Raw genomic sequence first — 15,981 nt, 5'->3', positions numbered from 1 at the left:
GAAGTGTTGGCGGCTCGAGATGAGCAGGATGCGCAGAGTGCGCGGGGTGCGCGACGGTCCTTAGTCGCGACGCACCTTCACGTCGATGAGCACCGCGAGGGCGATGATCGCGCCCTTGATGATCAGCTGCACGTTCGAGTCGATGCCGAGGATGTCGAGGCCGTTTGCGATCACCGCGATCATCAGCGCGCCGATCACCACGCCGAAGGCTTTACCGCGACCACCGGCCATGCTCACACCACCGATGACCACCGCCGCAATGGCGTCAAGCTCATAGGACTGGCCCGCGGTCGGCGAACCGGTGAAGGTGCGGGATGCGAGCAGTACGCCCGCAAGGCCCGCGAGGGTTCCGGCGATCACGAACGGCGCGATGGTGAGCCGCTTGATATTGATGCCGGAGACCTCGGCCGCGTGCGGGTTGCCGCCGAGTGCGTAGATGCGACGACCGAAGACGGTCTTCCGCAGTACGAAGGCTGCAACCACGGCGATCACAATGAAGTAGATGGCGAGTACCGGGATGCCAAAGACTCGGCCGGAAGCGAGCGACTGGAACTCGGGGCTGAGGTTCGAGACGGGGGCTCCGCCCGACACCATCAGCGCGATGCCGCGCACCGCGGTGAGCGTACCGAGGGTGATAATGAAGGAGGGGATCGCGCCGTAGGCGACACCGACACCGTTCACGAGTCCGACGAGGATGCCCACACCCAGCCCGACCACGATCGGCACGATGAGCGGGAATTCGCCCGGATGCGCGAACATGGCCGCGGCCACGCCCGCAAGGCCCACGGTGGAGCCCACCGAGAGGTCGATCTGCCCCGAGATGATCACGTACATCATGCCCATCGCGAGGATGCCGTTGATCGCGGTCTGAATCAGGATCAGGAAGATGTTGTTCAGGCTGATGAAGGAGTTATTCGGCGACGCCAGCGTGAGCGCGATCACCAGCAGCACGAAGATGATCGCGAGGCCGGCATCGTTGACCCAGGTTACGTTCGCCAGGCGGCGCTGTGGCTTCGTCTCCGAAGTTGTAGGTGCGGTGGTCATGTCAGTCTCCGAATTGGGATGCGAGCTCGAGGATGCGCTCTTGGTTGAAGTCGGGTCGGTCGAGGGTGCCGGTGATGCGGCCTTCGGCGAAGACGTGGATGCGGTCGCTGAGCCCCATGAGCTCGGTCATTTCAGAGGAAATGAGGATCACCGAGCGGCCCTTTTCGACGAGTTCCCCGATGAGGTTGTAGATATCGCGTTTCGCGCCGATATCGATCCCGCGGGTGGGGTCGTCAAAGATGATGATCTCGGGCTCGGTGAGCAGCCATTTCGAGAGCACGACCTTCTGCTGGTTGCCGCCCGAGAGCCGCGAGACCAGCTGCTGGTGGCTCGGGGTGCGGATGCGCAACCGGTCGATATAGTCCTTGGCGATTTTGGTCTCGGTGCGGGTGCGCAGAAGCCCCGCGGGGAAGAGCTTGTTGAGGTTCACCAGGGTGATGTTTTCGGCTACGGAGCCGGCGAGGTTGAGGCCGGTGACCTTGCGGTCTTCCGTGACGAGCGCGATCCCATAGCGGATCGCGTCGATGGGTTTGCGGATGCGCACGGGCTTACCCTTGAGCAGGATCGGCTCCTCCGAAGAGCCGGGGCGCACGCCAAAGAGCGACTCAACAAATTCGCTGCGGCCAGCGCCGACGAGACCGCCGATGCCGAGCACCTCGCCCTTGCGCAGCGAAATGCTGATGTCTTTCACCAGTGGCGGACTCGACCAGCCCTGCACAGTCAGGACAGGCTCGCCGATTTCGACCTCGCGCTTGGGGAAGTTCTCGTCGAGATCGCGACCCACCATGAGCTTGATCAGCGTCGGCTCATCGAGTTCGGCAGCCGGGGCCGTGCGGATGAGCGCACCATCGCGCAAGACCGAAATGGTGTCGGCGATGGTGAAGATTTCTTCCATCTTGTGCGAGATGTAGATGATGCCCACGCCCGATTCACGGAGCCGGTTGATGTGGCGGAAGAGGATCTCCACGTCCGATTCGGTGATTGCCGAGGTCGGTTCATCCATCACCACGACCTTGCTGTCGAAGGCGATGGCCTTGGCAATCTCGATGAGCTGCATTTGCGCCACCGAGAGCGTGCGCATCATCCGGTTGCCATCGATGGGGATCTCGAGACGCTTGAGGAGCGCATCCGTTTCGGTGCGCATCCGCTTGGCGTCGGCAAGGCCGAGCGAGGAACGAAGCTCCCGACCGAGGTAGATGTTCTCGTAGACGCGCATGTCGAGGACGGGGTTCAGTTCCTGGTGGATCATCGAAATGCCGCGGGAGAGCGCGTCGCTCGGGCTTGCGATCTCGGCGGGCTCGCCGCCAATGACGACGCTGCCCGCATCCGGGTGATAAATACCCATCAGGATCTTCATCAGCGTGGACTTGCCAGCACCGTTTTCGCCCATCAGCGCGTGCACTTCACCGGCGTGCAGCTCGAAGGAGACGCCATCGAGCACCTTCACACCGGGGAAGCTGATCGAGATGTCTTCGAAGCGTAAGAATGCGTCGCTCATGAGCGCCGTCTGCTCTCGGGATTCGCGATGTGGTGTCGCGATATGGGGCTGCGTGCCGCGCTGCACATTGAGGTTCCTTTCAGCGCTTCCTCGCGCAAATGTATGTCTTATCTGTTAGACAATTCGTCCATTATGCGACCGGCGCGCGCCAATGTGCAAGGTGAAATCTTATGCACAAGACATAGCGTTCAGCATGTCAATGCTGCGGGCGCTAGAGTTGCGCTTCGCGACCGATGATGACCGTGCGTTCGCGTGGCAGCGATAGTTGCTTGACCGGGTCGGTGCGCATCCGAGTCAACAGCGCGAAGACCTCGCGGGCGAATCGGGCCGGGCTGCGGGTGACCACCTCGACGACCGGCAGCTGGAGGTAGAACACCGCCTTGCTCAGGTCGAGTCCGCGAAGTATTCCCGGTTCGAGTGCGGCTGCCTCTTCGAGGGCGCGGACGGGGTGGATGCGCTCGCGGTACCCATAGCGTGCTGTGAGGAGCACTATCCCCGGTTCGGGGCTGTGGATGTCGCGGATCGTGAGCCGTTCGTGGTCGGCCACCACTGGCGCGTGCGCGGTCTCCCAGGTGAAGAGGATGACCTGCTGCGGCAGGGCGTGCTGCTGATTCATCATGACGCCAAGTGCCACGGGGATGCGCTCCGCGGAAGGGGTGACAAATACCCCGGTGCCAGCGACCCGGGTAACTTCCCCAGCATCCACAATGTCAAGGAACTGCGCCGGCGACATTTCTTCGCGCTGCCGCCAACGCTGCAGCTGCCGACGACCGCTGCGCCAACAGAACATCAGCGCGCACATAACCGTACCGATCAGAATCGGCAGCCAACCGCCGCTGGCAATCTTGGGCAGGTTTGCGGTGAGGAATACCAGGATCACGAGCCAGACTGCCAGCGCCACCCAGAACCGCCAGCCAAAATCGCGCTTGAGCGTCGAGTACACCAGGAACAGGCTGCTGGTGATCGTGATGGTCACGGTGGCCGCGGTCGCCAGCACAATCATTGGCGCAATCAGCGGCGGCGGCATCATCGCGAAGAATATGCCGCCGGGGTCGCTCGCGCCCTGCGTGAGCATCGCCGCCTGCCCCAAATAGGCCAAGGTGAGGGCCGGGAAAACGATCCACTGCCAGGCCCGGCGCACGGCTTTACGGCCGAAGTGGCCCATAACGGCATAGAGCGCCTCGGACCCGGTTATTGCCAGCACCACCGAGCCCAGCGAGAGAAACGCGATGAGTGGATGCGCGGCAAAGTACGGTGGAATCCAGTGCGGTGAGAGCGCCCAGAGCACCTAGGGTTGCTTGATGACGGCAAGGAGTCCGAAGCCCGCGATGCACGCGAACCACAGCAGCATGATCGGGCCAAAGGCTTTCGCCACGCGATGGATGCCGATGGGTTGCAATATGAACAGAGTGAGCAAGATCGCGATCGTGATCGGCACAATCCATGCGTGCAGGTTTGCGTCTAATAGCTCAAGGCCCTCGACCGCCGAGAGCACGGAGATTGCGGGAGTGATGATGCTGTCGCCAAGAAACATCGCGGCGCCCACCCCGGCGAGGACCACCCAGACTCCGCGCCGGGCGGCACGGTTGGGGAGCTGCCGGATGAGCCCCAGCAGGGCGAGCAGCCCGCCCTCGCCGGCGTTGTCGGTGCGCAGCAAAATCGTCACGTACAGCACCGTGACAATCAGGATGAGCGACCAGATGAGGGTCGACACCATTCCGTAGCTAATGGTTTGGTCGAGGTGTCCGGATGCGGATTGCTCGGCAGACAGCGCGGTCACGGTCTAGATCGCGCTGGTTCCGATATCGCCGAACACCACGCCGAGCGCGCCGATGACAAGGACCAGTGAGGGCCTTACGGGTTGTTGCGATGGGCGGGCATCTTTGCCCCAGCCATGGTCACAACGTACACCCGCGACCTGGCGATTGGGCTGGCAGATTCGCTGGGCCGGTGGATGCGCTGGGTCGAGTTCCCAAGGCACGACAAATTTGCAGATTGGCGACCTAGGGTCGATTTTCATGAAGATTGATCAGAAATACGCCGAGGCGATTAACAAACAGATCACCCTCGAGCACACCGCTTCTCTTGTCTATCGTCAGCTCGCCGTCGATATGGAGGCGATCGATCTCACCGGTTTCTCGGCCTGGTTCCAGGCTCAGGCCGAAGAGGAACTCGAGCACGCTGCCAAGTTCACGCAGTATCTACTTGACCGCGACTACCACCCGGTGCTCGGCACGGTTGACCTTCCCGGCACGACCGTGGAGACCGCACTCGACGCGTTTAAGGCATCCCTCGCCCACGAAGAAAAGGTGTCGGAGGCGATCCGTAACCTGTACCGCGTGGCCGATGAGGTGGGTGACATTGACTCGCGTCCGATGCTGCACTGGTTTATCGACGAGCAGGTTGAGGAGGAATCGACCGTGAGCGAGATCATCGGCCGCATCGAGATTCTCGACGGCGACGGCTCGGGCCTGCTGAACCTCGACAAGGAACTCGGCCAGCGTAAGGACAGCGCCGACGAGTAAAAACTTGCCCGACTGATCGGGCTCAAAGAACGATCCGCCCCGAGCTGCACACGGCCAGCTCGGGGCGGATTTCTTTTTCGTTAGGCCAGGGGCGCGCGCTCGCGGAGCAGCTTGATAAAGGCGCCAAACCAGGGGCCGTTGTCATTCCACGCGCGCGAGGTGACGAGGTTGCCGTCGACGACAGCCTGGCCACCTTCGTAGGTTGCTCCGCCCGATTCGATATCGGGCGCGACCTCAGGGAATCCGGAGGAGGTGCGGCCCGAGAGCACGCCCGACTTCGCGAGGATCAGCGGGCCGTGACAGGTCGACGCGACCGGTGCATCCGCCCCGAAGAAATGCTGCACGATGCGCTGCACATCGGGGTTGTTACGCAGGTACTCAGGCGCGCGCCCGCCGGGGATCACGAGCGCGACGTAGTCGGCGGGGTTGACGTCAGCGACCGCGATGTCGGCGTCCCAGCCGTGCCCCGGCTTCTCGGTGAAGGTGAAATATCCGGGCTCGAAGTCGTGCACCACGAACTGCAGGCGCTTCTTCTCTAGCGAGGCGATGACGGGTTCGTAGCCCTCCTCGCGAAGGCGCTCATAGGGGTAAAACACTTCGAGGGTCTCGGAAAAATCGCCAGCGAGGATCAGGACTTTCGACATGGTTGCTCCTTTGCACGGGCCGGTGATTCCGGCCACAGGAGCAGTGTGGTCCGGCAAGCTTCGGGATACGTGAATGCGGTCTCGTGCTCAGACCCCGCTACGCGAGACCTGAGCGCGGGATTCATGCATCCGTGTCTTAGTCGACAGTGTCGACGGCGAGTTCGGTCGGTTGTTTCGTGAAACCCCGCGTGGTGATGGCGAGCACGATGATTCCGACGCCGAGCCAGATCGACCCGAGCGTGATCGCGTGGATGTCGAGTTGCAGAAGCAAGTAAGCGATCACGATCATGCCGATGATCGGTGCTACGAGATACAGGAGCGCATTGTGTGCCCGTCCCTCGCGTCGTTCCTTCGCCCAGTAGACGATGACCGAGAGGTTCACCATGATGAAGGCAACGAAGGCGCCGAAGTTGATGAACGAGGTTGACGTGGCCACATCCATGAAGATCGCGATGAGTCCGACAACGGAGATCGCGAGAATACTAAACACGGGGGTGCGAAACTTCGCGCTCAGGGAGCCGAAAATGCGCTTCGGGAGTACGCCGTCGCGACCCATCGCATAGAGGAGGCGGCTTCCCGAGGCTTGAGCCGCGAGGCCCGAGGTGAACTGTGCGATGACGAGTGCGGCGAGGAACACGGCGCCGAAGAAATTACCGCCGATGCGCGTGGCGATCTCGAAAGCTGCGGTATCCGCGTTGTCGAAGACACCGCCCGGATGCACGAGTTGTGTCACGTACGCGACGATCACGAAGATGCCACCGCCGATGAGGGCGACAAGCAGGATCGCCTTGGGCACGGTGCGGCGGGGCTCGATCGTCTCCTCCGTGAGAGTAGTCACCGCGTCGAAGCCGAGGAAGGAGTATGCGGCGATCGCTGCACCACCCGCGATGCCAGCGAATGTGGCATCGATGCCGACGAACGGGGAAGCGCTCACCAAGCCTCCCGCTCCGTCGGCGCTCACGACATTTGCGATGGACAGTGCAACGAAGAAAATGATGACGAGGATCTGGAACGTCATGAGCACGAGGTTCGCGCGATCTGCGACCTTGATACCGATGATGTTGAGCGCGCTGGTGATGAGGATGAAGACGAGAATCCACACAGGCATGGGCACGCCGGGAAACTGGGCCTGAAGATATGATCCGCCGATGAGCCAGATGACCATCGGGAGGAAGAGATAGTCGAGCATGATCGCCCAGCCGACGAGGAAACCGACACGACCGTCAATCGTGCGGCGTACGTAGGTGTAGGCGGAACCTGCAACTGGATACGCCTTGGCCATTCGTCCGTAACTGTTCGCCGTAAATAGCATGGCGATGAGCGCTATGAGATAGGCGCTTGCGCTCGCACCGCTCGTCTCAGTGGCGATGACCCCGAAGATACCCAGCACGATGAGCGGGGTGAGATATGCGAGCCCGAAGAGTACGAGCGAGGGTAGCTTGAGCGTGCGGGTGAGCGTCGGCTGAGCGTGAGTAGTTGACACAGATGACTCCTCTGTCTGTTTATGTGTCGATGTCGGCTTGTGGGTCGACGGGGGTACGTCGTTGTATGAGGTTCGAAAAGCGGATTAGCGCGAGCGCGGAGTCCACGACTTTGGATCGATGCGGCCGTCGTAGAGCGGCATCGGAATCACCGCGTCGCCCTCTTGAAACTGCGACCACATGCGGTTGCTGAACATGGTGCCCCGCTCGCGAACGGCGGCGACGTGTGCTGGGTCAAATTCGAAGACGAGCGTCTCCTCGCCGATCCCAGCCTCTGCGATGACGAAGCCTTCGGCGTTGACGACGATGCTTCGCCCCCGGCCGACCGGAGGCGCGCAGTTCACGCTCGCCATGACGTTCTGATTGACGATCGCGTTCGCGCGAGCGAGTACGAGCTCCTGCTCGCGGTCTGGGGTGGTGGTCTTCACGATGTTGAGAATGAGGTCTGCCCCGTCCCAGGCGAGCTGGCGCGTGTGCTCGGGAAACCAAGCGTCGTAGCAAATTGACAGTCCTGCGATCGCGGTCCCATCGAGACCCTGGGTGATGAACTCGGTGCCGGGCTGGTGCGGCTCGTAGGGGCGCCACGGAAACATCTTGCGATAGCGGCTGCGGAGTGCGCCGGTGCCATCGAACAGCAGCTGCGTGTTGAAGAACTCTCCTGCGGGGCCGCGCTCGCCGAGGCTACCGGGGCAGAGCCAGATGCCGTGCTCAGCGGCTATGGCGCCGAGCGTACGAATGTAATCGCTGTCGAGCGTGACCGCAGCCGCTTCGAGCGCGTCCGCGCGCTCAGGCTCGGGTAGGTGCTCGGTGCCGTTGAGGTGCAGTTCGGGGTAGACGAGCAGTTGGATGTTCGGGTGGGCTTCGACGGTCGCCGCAACATCGCGGGCGAAGGCATCCAGTGGCCTGTCGATGGGATGTGGAGCGCGCTGCGCAAGCGCCACAGTGAGTGTTTTCTTGGTCAATTTGGCCTCCTTGCCGGGCGGCGCGCTGAAATTTGAGCACAAGCACCCTGAAGTGATCATTTTGATCATGTTCAATTTGATCACTATACGATGAGGCTTGGCTAGTATCAAGCCATGACTGCGACCGGTAAGAACTCAGGAACCGAGGTGGATAGGGCGTTGTTCGCCGCGCCCGGTTCTGCAGCTCTCACCCGGCTCTCCGCGGTGGAGACTGTGCGCGCGCGCATCCTGCTCTCGATCGAGCATGGACTGCTTGCGCCCGGCAGCAAGCTGCCCAGGGTGGAACACATCGCCGCTGGGCTCGAGGTAAGTGCAATCACCGCGCGACGAGGGCTCGAGAGCTTAGTTGAGAGTGGAGTGCTTATCCGCCGCCCCGGTCGTGGTGGAGGAACCTTCGTCGCGGAGCAGGTTCCCGAACTGCAGGACAGCTCGGTGATGGCCTTTCGAGCTGACGAGACGGCGATCCACAGCCTTATTGACCAGCGCATCCTCATGGAGAGCGCCGTCGTGTTTGCGGCCACCCTCGCCGCCACACCCACGCAGTGCGATGCTCTTGACGAGCTCATTGAGCAATCGCAGAACGCGCAGAACTGGATGGAGCACCACGTTCCAGACAGCCGGTTTCATCACCTCGTCGCTGAGATGAGCGGACTCCCGGAAGTGCCCGCTTATCTTGCGGTGTATGAGTCGTTGCTGAAATATTTCGTGCCGTATCCGATGGATCAGCTCGAGGAAGGTCGTGACGAGCACCGTGCGCTGGTGGCAGCATTCCGCGCGCACGATACGGCGGCCGCGATTGAGGTCACTCGTGCTCACGTTGATTCATTGCGGCGAGAGATGTTCCTCGCCCTCCCTCGGAGTGGTCGCAGCCCAGAATGACGCTCGGGGCTCAAGAAAATGCGACGGGCACTGCCAGTCCATTCGAGAAACCGGCCAGCCCTGAGCCGAACACGTCCAGCTCGGCGCGGAATTCTGTCGTTGGGGCGAGACTCCGCAAATTGAAGTTCCTAGGGTTCCGTCCGCTAATCGGTGCCCAGATCGTACGATGGAATCACGATTGCGAGAGCCTCCATGACGTCCAACGCAAAAGACTCCGCCTGCGCCTTGAAGGAGTTATTCAATGCCCAGTCTGGATGAACCGAAGTGCATCGAGACGACGCATGTCAGCATGCTCGTCGGCGGTGAGGTCATCTTGGGAAGCTTTTTCCAGCAATCTTTCGAATGAACCGCGACGCGCTTCAATATCCTGAATCTCACGCGCAACTTCTGACGAGCTCATCCGACGAACGGTGGGGCGCGACGGCGGAGTTTAAGTAGTCAAAGCCTTGCCCTCCCATGTTGGTTCTTTGGTCGGATTGTAATTTGAGCATCCGACAAAACGTGGTGAACGGGCCGTTCGAGGCCAACTGGAGGGGCTGACGGGAATCGAACCCGCGCTGTCTGCTTGGGAAGCAGAAGTTCTACCATTGAACTACAGCCCCAGTCGGTGCCTATACACACTGCAATTGAGCACCGAGGGATAGTGTAGCAACAGGTTTGGCCGCAGCGACAAATAAAGGTGGATGGATGCTGCTCAGTGATCGAGATATTCGTGCGGGAATCGACTCGGGCCGCATTGGCCTCGACCCCTGGGACCCGGGGATGGTGCAGCCCTCGAGTGTGGATGTGCGGCTCGACCGCTACTTCCGTCTCTTCGATAATCACCGTTACCCGTCGATTGACCCGCGCGAGGAGCAGGCAGAGCTCACACATCTGATCGAGTCGGAACCAGATGAGGCGTTCATCTTGCACCCGGGCGAGTTCGTGCTCGCGTCGACCTTTGAGCAAGTCTCGCTGAGCAATGACGTGGCGGCACGGCTCGAGGGCAAATCCTCGCTCGGCCGACTCGGCCTCCTCACGCACTCCACCGCAGGCTTCATCGACCCCGGCTTCCAGGGCCACGTCACGCTGGAACTTTCCAACGTCGCGACCCTCCCGATAAAGCTCTGGCCGGGCATGAAAATCGGTCAGCTGTGCTTCTTCGATCTCTCTTCGCCGGCTGAGCATCCTTACGGGTCCCAGAAATACGGTTCCCGCTACCACGGTCAGCGCGGTCCCACAGCCTCACGCTCGTGGAAGAACTTCTCCGTGATCGATGTGTCGAGTACCCAGGCTGGGTCGCCGGGGCAATAGCCGACTTCAGGATGCAGCGCTCATGACGGCTGACCGCCTAAACTAGCGGGTCGTTATTAACGAATGGAGCCCTGTTGCCGAATCGAATCGCGCACCGCCCTGACCCTTCAAAACACGACGTTCGGCGGTGGCGGCGCTACCTCGCGAATGAACGCGCTGAGGAGGCCACCTACCGCGAACTCGCGAAGAAACGTCAGGGTGAGGAACGGGAGATCCTGCTAGAGCTGGCGGAGTCCGAGAAGCGGCACCAGCAGCACTGGATCGATAAGCTCGGCCCGCTCGCCGAAAAGACTGTGTCACCGGACTTCAACACCCGGGTGCTCGGATTCTTCGCAAAGAGCTTCGGGTCGGTGTTCGCGCTCGCGCTCGTGCAGAACTTTGAGGCGCGCAGTCCCTATGCCGAAGATCCGGATGCCACCGACCAGATGGCGGCGGACGAACGTGTCCACGAAGAGGTCGTGCGCTCGCTCGCGACGCGTTCCCGGGCGCGGATGAGCGGCACTTTCCGGGCCGCGGTGTTCGGTGCGAATGACGGTTTGGTGTCGAACCTCGCGCTCGTGCTCGGGGTCGGTGCAACCGGGGTGTCTTCGGGCGTGGTGCTTGCGACGGGTATCGCGGGGCTCCTGGCGGGGGCACTGTCGATGGCCGCGGGAGAGTACGTGTCGGTCAGTTCGCAGCGGGAACTGCTCAATGCATCCACCCCGAGGCCCGACACCCGCGACCAGCTCCCGGCGCTGGACGTTAATGAGAACGAGCTTGCGCTGGTCTATCGTGCGAGGGGGATGCAGGAAGCCGAGGCGAAAGACAAGGCTGCGGCGACGCTTCGTGCGGTTCACCGGCAGACCGGGGCGGTCCACCTTGGCCCTCACGGTCGCACGGCTACGAACCATGAGGAACTCGGTACGCCCTTGGGCGCCGCCGCTTCGAGCTTTATGTTCTTTGCGGTGGGTGCGTTGATTCCCGTGCTGCCCTGGATTTTTGGCCTACAGGGCCTGCTCGCGGTGGCGATCGCCGCGGTCGTGGTGGGTATTGCGTTGCTGTTGACCGGTGGCGTGGTCGGCGTGCTTTCCGGCGCACCTCCCTGGAAGCGAGCGCTGCGACAGCTACTGATCGGATACGGTGCGGCGGCGGTCACGTACGTGCTCGGGCTCGCGTTTGGCGGTGTGGTCGGTTAGCTGCGGCGCAAAGTCGCTTAGGCCCAGAGGACGACGAGCAGCGCCGCCTGATTCGGCACCGTGACGTCGATTTCGGTGAGCTCGCGGAACCGTTGCAGCCGGTTGGTGAGTGTATTTCGGTGACAGAAGGTCGCCTCAGCAGCCTCCGAAACGCTGCCGGTTGCGAGGTACGCGCGCACCGCGGTGAGCAGATTATTGCGTTCTGCCTCCCCACAGCTCGCAAGTAGCGGATGCACATCCAGGAACGTCGCGAGGTTGAGGTCGTGCACGCGGTCGTGGATGAGCTTGGTCCAGCCGAGTTCGGGGGTTACCGCGGGACGTTTTGCGGGCTCGCTCGTGGGCACGATAGGTCGCTTGGTCGCGAGCCCCGCCAGCTGAATCGCGAGTGGAATCGCGTGACGGAGGGCAGTGAGCCCCTCAGCCCGCTCGATGAGCCCGATTCGGTGCTCATGCAGCTGTTGGATCGCGAGGTGCTGGGGCGTCGTCGGTTGCTCGGGCCACTCGAGAAACACGATGAGCGCCGTCCCGCGGTACTGCGCGAAGGGTTTGAGGGATGCGCGTTCCAGTCGGTTGACTTCGGTCCGTAACCCGGTAATCGCCTGTTCGTCTTCATCGGCGGCGGCGATCAGGAATGTCGGGGAAGTGCCAATGCCAAGCGCCTCCGCGATCACTTCCAGTCGATGAGTAGAGAGTTCTTCCTGGCGCAGGAGCTCTGCGAGGAGTTTTCTTCGGACCGCTCCGGCCTCATCGGCCATTCGCCGCTCCTCAGCCATATACGCATCCTGAGTTTGCCGCACGTAACTGTCGACCGTGAGCCACACCGAGTTCGCGTGTCGAATCAGTAATTGCGCATCCTCGTCGGCCGACACTTCCAGGATGCTGTTCCAGAGCACCTGGAAGTCGATTCGGATGGCGGTCATCAGCGAGGACATCGGCACGTTCGCACGAGCGCGCGTGATGCCGACGTGCGCGGCAATGTCTACGGTGCGGCTGCTATCGCCGTGTTTCAAGGCGTCAAGGAGGGCGAGGAAGGAACTGAGCGCGGAAGTTCGTATTTCAGTCCAGGTGACGGCCGGGGTGGAGTAGTCATCGACCTCGCGCACCTGCGATACGAACCGTTCGACCAAGTGGTCAGGTGATACCTGTGCCAGAATCTCAATCCAGCGGCCTCGGTCTTCGGGCTGTGGCTCGAGTAATTCATTGCGCATACACCCCAATCTAGGGCAGATGCACAATTTGGTGCGAAAACTGACGAAGGTTGCCCACCACTTCTGGGCATTATCCCTGGCACGGTAGAAGCATGGAAGCTCCGAGACGGAGCGCCCGCTACAAAGGAGTGGTTTTGACTAACGAGCATGCGCCAACCGCGTCAATTGAATACGGCGCCACCAAGCAAATTTCTACCAAGGATGCGAACAAGGTCGCGATCGGTGCGCTGATCGGCACCGCAATGGAGTGGTACGACTTCTTCCTCTTCAGCGCGGCTGCCGCGCTCGTGTTTAACGTGCAGTACTTCGAGTCGGAGAATGCCACGGTCGCCGCGATGTCCTCCTTCGCAACCTTTGGTGTTGGCTTGGTTGCGCGTCCCCTTGGTGGGCTGATCTTTGGCACCATGGGCGACAAGATTGGCCGCCGCAAGGTGCTGCTCATCACGATCGTCGGCATCGGTATCGTGACCGCGATGATCGGCATGCTGCCGACCTATGCCGCGATCGGTGTCGCGGCCCCGATTCTGCTGGTGCTGCTGCGCATCTTCCAGGGCCTGTTCGTGGGTGGTGAGTGGTCTGGCGCCATGACCATCGTGGTCGAAAATGCGCCACTCGAGAAGCGCGCCCTTTACGCCGCAATCCCGCAGATCGGTTCACCGATCGGTACGATCCTGTCCTCCGGTGGGTTCTACGTGATGACCCTACTGCTCTCGCAGAACAGCTTCGACTCCTGGGGTTGGCGCATCCCCTTCCTCATCGCGATCCCGATGCTGCTGATCGCCGTCTACATTCGTCGCCAGCTGGAAGAATCGCCGGTATTCACCGAGCTCATGGAGCAGGGTGAAACCGTCAAGAGCCCCGTTGCCGAGACCTTCAAGCACTACTGGCGCCACATCTTCATGGGCATGGCAGCGGGCCTGCTCGGTATCGGTGGTTTCTATCTCGTGACCGCGTTCATCGTCTGGTACGGCGTGAACGTGCTCGGCTACCCCTCCGAACTGATGCTGCTGGGCAGCATGGTGGCCGCGATTGTTGAGATCCCGGTGCTCGTGATTGGTGGTCGTCTCGGCGCCCGCTTTGGTGCGAGCCGAGTGATTCTCTGGGGCGGTATCGTTTCGGCGATTATCGCGGTGCCGAGCTTCTTACTGCTCGAATCGGGTATTCCTGCGCTCGTGGTGATCAGCATGACGATCGCGGTTGCCGCGCTCTCCTTCCCCTACGCCGCATCCGGCACCGTCCTCACGGGCCTGTTCCCCGCGAAGACCCGCTACACGGGCGTCGGTATGGCACAGAACATCGCCGGCATGATCTCGGGATTCATCCCGCTGATGGCGACCGCGTTCGTGGCCTCGGCCGCAAACCACTGGTGGCCGGCCGCAGCAATGCTCGTGTTCCTCTCGTTGTTCACGGCGTGCTCGGGCCTCATTACCCCGCGCATGAGCGTGAAGCTCCCCGGGTTCAAGCACTAGACAGCCGCGGTTTCAGGAAGGAGTCCCGTCATGGAAATCGATCTCATTGTCGAGGCGAAGCGCATTATCACCCTCGACCCGAAGCGACCCACCGCATCCCTAATGGGCGTCTTTGGTGGCCGAATTATCGGCTTCGATGAGGAGCTCGCGGGGGTCACCGCGACGCGGCAGGACTCCTTCCCGAACGAGACCCTCGTGCCTGGCTTCATTGATGCCCACTGCCACACCACCTGGTGGGGGCTTGGGCTCACGGCGATCCAGCTTGATCAGGCTCGCGGGCTCGAAGAGCTCTACGCAATGATCGAAGCGGAGGCAGACCGCCTCGCGGACGACCCGAACGCGTGGATCCACGGCACCGGGTTCAACCAGAAACACCACGGTGGCCAATACCCCGACATCGCACGTCTCGACGAAATTACAGGAGACCGGCCGCTGTACCTGCGGCACACCTCGGGGCACGCATCCATCACCAATACCGCGACGCTGCGAATGATCGGTGCGCTCGAGGACGGGTTTGAGAACCCCGTCGGCGGTGAAGTGGTGCGCAACGCCGACGGGACGCCCACAGGTTTGCTCGATGAGGCGGCGCAGAGCCTGATTCAGTCGATGCTGCTGCCCTACAGTTCCGAAGAGATTGCTCGGGCGCTGGATGCGGCGACCACGCGATTTGCGGCCGAGGGCATCACGAGTTTCAGCGAGGCGGGGATTGGCGGCGGCTGGATCGGCCACAGCCCGATTGAGGTTGCGGGCTATCAGCTTGCGCGGGCCAGCGGTCGCCTGCATGCTCGCGCGCAGTTGCTCCCCGCCATCGACTCACTCGACCTGCTCGAAGGCAACGCGAGCGATTTCCGTGGCGAAGGGAAGGGACTCGCGACGGGGCTCGGCATCGGCACCGGATTCGGCAGCGAGTGGATTCGTCTCGGCCACGTGAAGGCGTTCATGGACGGTTCGCTCCTCGGTGCCACTGCCGCGGTGACCGAGGACTACTGTGGCCACGACCACAATCGCGGGTACCTGCTCAACACTCCCGAAAAATATCGCGAAGATGTGCTTGCCGCCTATCGCGCGGGCTGGCCGGTCGCCTTGCACGCGATTGGGGATGCGGGGATCGACATGGCGCTCGATTTGATCGAAGAGTGCCAGCAGACGTACGGCAGTAACGGTGCCCCAAGCCGGGTCGAACACTTCGGTATCGCTCGACCCGACCAGGTGGAGCGGGCCGGAAGGTTGCGGATCGTAGTGACACCGCAGGCAGGATTCATCGGCCCATTGGGCGATCAGTTCGTGAAGAACGTCGGCCCCGAACGCGCGAACTGGCTGTACCGCGGGCGCTCGGTGGTGGATGCGGGGGCGATTCTCGCGGGCTCATCTGACCTGCCGGTCGCCGACAACAATATTCGGCGGGGGATGCAGTCGGCGGTTGACCGGCTCACGGAAAACGGCATGGTGCTTGGGCCTGAAGAGGGTATTAGCCCCGAGGAGGCGCTGCGCTCATACACCGAGTGGGGCGCGATCGGTACCGGCCAGATTGCCGATAAGGGCACCCTTGAACGCGGCAAGCTCGCGGATTTTGTGGCGCTGTCCGATTCGCCGCTCGACTGCGAAAACATCGCCGATCTCGACGTGGTCGCCACCTTCGTTGGCGGCGAACCGACCTTCGACTCGCGCAGCTAATCCCCGGGCTGGCCGGGCCAGCGTGACCGCTCCGGTCATCCGGACCGCCAGCTCCATGCATCCAACTCGCGAGCCACACGAAACCATCTCACTCAACCGAGACCATCGCACCGAGGCGGCCTCGGCACT

General features: G+C 62.1%; 14 protein-coding genes, 1 tRNA gene and 1 pseudogene. 6 read left to right on the top strand and 10 right to left on the bottom strand.

Annotated features, from left to right (window positions below):
• Positions 1 to 60: 60 nt before the first annotated feature.
• From F8O05_RS02140 to F8O05_RS15140, 4 genes and pseudogenes are all read right to left on the bottom strand, one after another.
• Positions 61 to 1,044, bottom strand: coding sequence for an ABC transporter permease (locus F8O05_RS02140; protein WP_158051087.1), 984 nt, complete (start codon positions 1,042 to 1,044; stop codon positions 61 to 63).
• Position 1,045: 1 nt separating this feature from the next.
• A complete protein-coding gene (locus tag F8O05_RS02135; RefSeq protein ID WP_158051086.1) occupies positions 1,046 to 2,542 on the bottom strand; it encodes a sugar ABC transporter ATP-binding protein in 1,497 nt (498 codons plus the stop codon).
• A gap of 211 nt (positions 2,543 to 2,753) precedes the next feature.
• On the bottom strand, positions 2,754 to 3,275 hold the full coding sequence (locus F8O05_RS15145; protein ID WP_404811351.1) for a KUP/HAK/KT family potassium transporter: 522 nt from the start codon (positions 3,273 to 3,275) through the stop codon (positions 2,754 to 2,756).
• A pseudogene (locus tag F8O05_RS15140) lies at positions 3,267 to 4,322 on the bottom strand (KUP/HAK/KT family potassium transporter); the annotation flags it as partial. The pseudogene F8O05_RS15140 and the gene F8O05_RS15145, both read right to left, overlap by 9 nt.
• A 238-nt stretch (positions 4,323 to 4,560) precedes the next feature.
• On the opposite strand from F8O05_RS15140, the gene F8O05_RS02120 reads away from it, so the two are divergent.
• Complete coding sequence (locus F8O05_RS02120; protein ID WP_158051083.1) at positions 4,561 to 5,067, top strand: ferritin; 507 nt, start codon at positions 4,561 to 4,563, stop codon at positions 5,065 to 5,067.
• An 80-nt stretch (positions 5,068 to 5,147) separates the two neighbouring features.
• Here the strand turns inward: F8O05_RS02120 and F8O05_RS02115 are convergent, their stop codons facing one another.
• The 3 genes from F8O05_RS02115 to F8O05_RS02105 form a co-directional block, all read right to left on the bottom strand.
• Complete coding sequence (locus F8O05_RS02115) at positions 5,148 to 5,711, bottom strand: DJ-1/PfpI family protein (RefSeq protein WP_158051082.1); 564 nt, start codon at positions 5,709 to 5,711, stop codon at positions 5,148 to 5,150.
• Positions 5,712 to 5,847: 136 nt separating this feature from the next.
• A complete protein-coding gene (locus F8O05_RS02110) occupies positions 5,848 to 7,194 on the bottom strand; it encodes an APC family permease (protein WP_158051081.1) in 1,347 nt (448 codons plus the stop codon).
• 84 nt (positions 7,195 to 7,278) lie between these two features.
• Entirely contained in the window at positions 7,279 to 8,154 is an 876-nt protein-coding gene (locus F8O05_RS02105) for a carbon-nitrogen hydrolase family protein (protein ID WP_225735681.1), read from the bottom strand.
• Between the two features lie 114 nt (positions 8,155 to 8,268).
• Between F8O05_RS02105 and F8O05_RS02100 the strand changes: the two genes are divergently transcribed.
• Positions 8,269 to 9,033, top strand: a complete 765-nt coding sequence (locus F8O05_RS02100) for a FadR/GntR family transcriptional regulator (protein WP_158051079.1) — start codon at positions 8,269 to 8,271, stop codon at positions 9,031 to 9,033.
• Between the two features lie 238 nt (positions 9,034 to 9,271).
• Here F8O05_RS02100 and F8O05_RS14735 read toward each other — a convergent pair whose 3' ends face one another.
• A complete protein-coding gene (locus tag F8O05_RS14735) occupies positions 9,272 to 9,433 on the bottom strand; it encodes a hypothetical protein (RefSeq protein ID WP_192496989.1) in 162 nt (53 codons plus the stop codon).
• A 128-nt stretch (positions 9,434 to 9,561) separates the two neighbouring features.
• Positions 9,562 to 9,635: transfer RNA gene (locus F8O05_RS02095), tRNA-Gly, on the bottom strand.
• Positions 9,636 to 9,720: 85 nt separating this feature from the next.
• On the opposite strand from F8O05_RS02095, the gene dcd reads away from it, so the two are divergent.
• Complete coding sequence (dcd, locus tag F8O05_RS02090) at positions 9,721 to 10,326, top strand: dCTP deaminase (protein ID WP_158051078.1); 606 nt, start codon at positions 9,721 to 9,723, stop codon at positions 10,324 to 10,326.
• A gap of 74 nt (positions 10,327 to 10,400) precedes the next feature.
• Entirely contained in the window at positions 10,401 to 11,501 is a 1,101-nt protein-coding gene (locus tag F8O05_RS02085) for a VIT1/CCC1 transporter family protein (RefSeq protein ID WP_158051077.1), read from the top strand.
• Positions 11,502 to 11,518: 17 nt separating this feature from the next.
• Here F8O05_RS02085 and F8O05_RS02080 read toward each other — a convergent pair whose 3' ends face one another.
• Positions 11,519 to 12,709, bottom strand: a complete 1,191-nt coding sequence (locus F8O05_RS02080; RefSeq protein WP_158051076.1) for a PucR family transcriptional regulator — start codon at positions 12,707 to 12,709, stop codon at positions 11,519 to 11,521.
• A gap of 134 nt (positions 12,710 to 12,843) precedes the next feature.
• Between F8O05_RS02080 and F8O05_RS02075 the strand changes: the two genes are divergently transcribed.
• Together F8O05_RS02075 and F8O05_RS02070 are read left to right on the top strand one after the other, a co-directional pair.
• The gene (locus F8O05_RS02075; protein WP_225735680.1) at positions 12,844 to 14,178 is read left to right on the top strand and encodes an MFS transporter; all 1,335 of its coding nucleotides are present in this window, start codon (positions 12,844 to 12,846) and stop codon (positions 14,176 to 14,178) included.
• Positions 14,179 to 14,208: 30 nt separating this feature from the next.
• The gene (locus F8O05_RS02070; protein ID WP_158051074.1) at positions 14,209 to 15,852 is read left to right on the top strand and encodes an amidohydrolase; all 1,644 of its coding nucleotides are present in this window, start codon (positions 14,209 to 14,211) and stop codon (positions 15,850 to 15,852) included.
• The last annotated feature ends 129 nt before the right edge of the window (positions 15,853 to 15,981 follow it).

The sequence above is a fragment of the Gulosibacter chungangensis genome (assembly GCF_008831155.1).
GTDB lineage: Bacteria > Actinomycetota > Actinomycetes > Actinomycetales > Microbacteriaceae > Gulosibacter > Gulosibacter chungangensis.
Note: the sequence above shows the minus strand (reverse complement) of the source record. Positions and strands in the feature narration are given on the sequence as shown.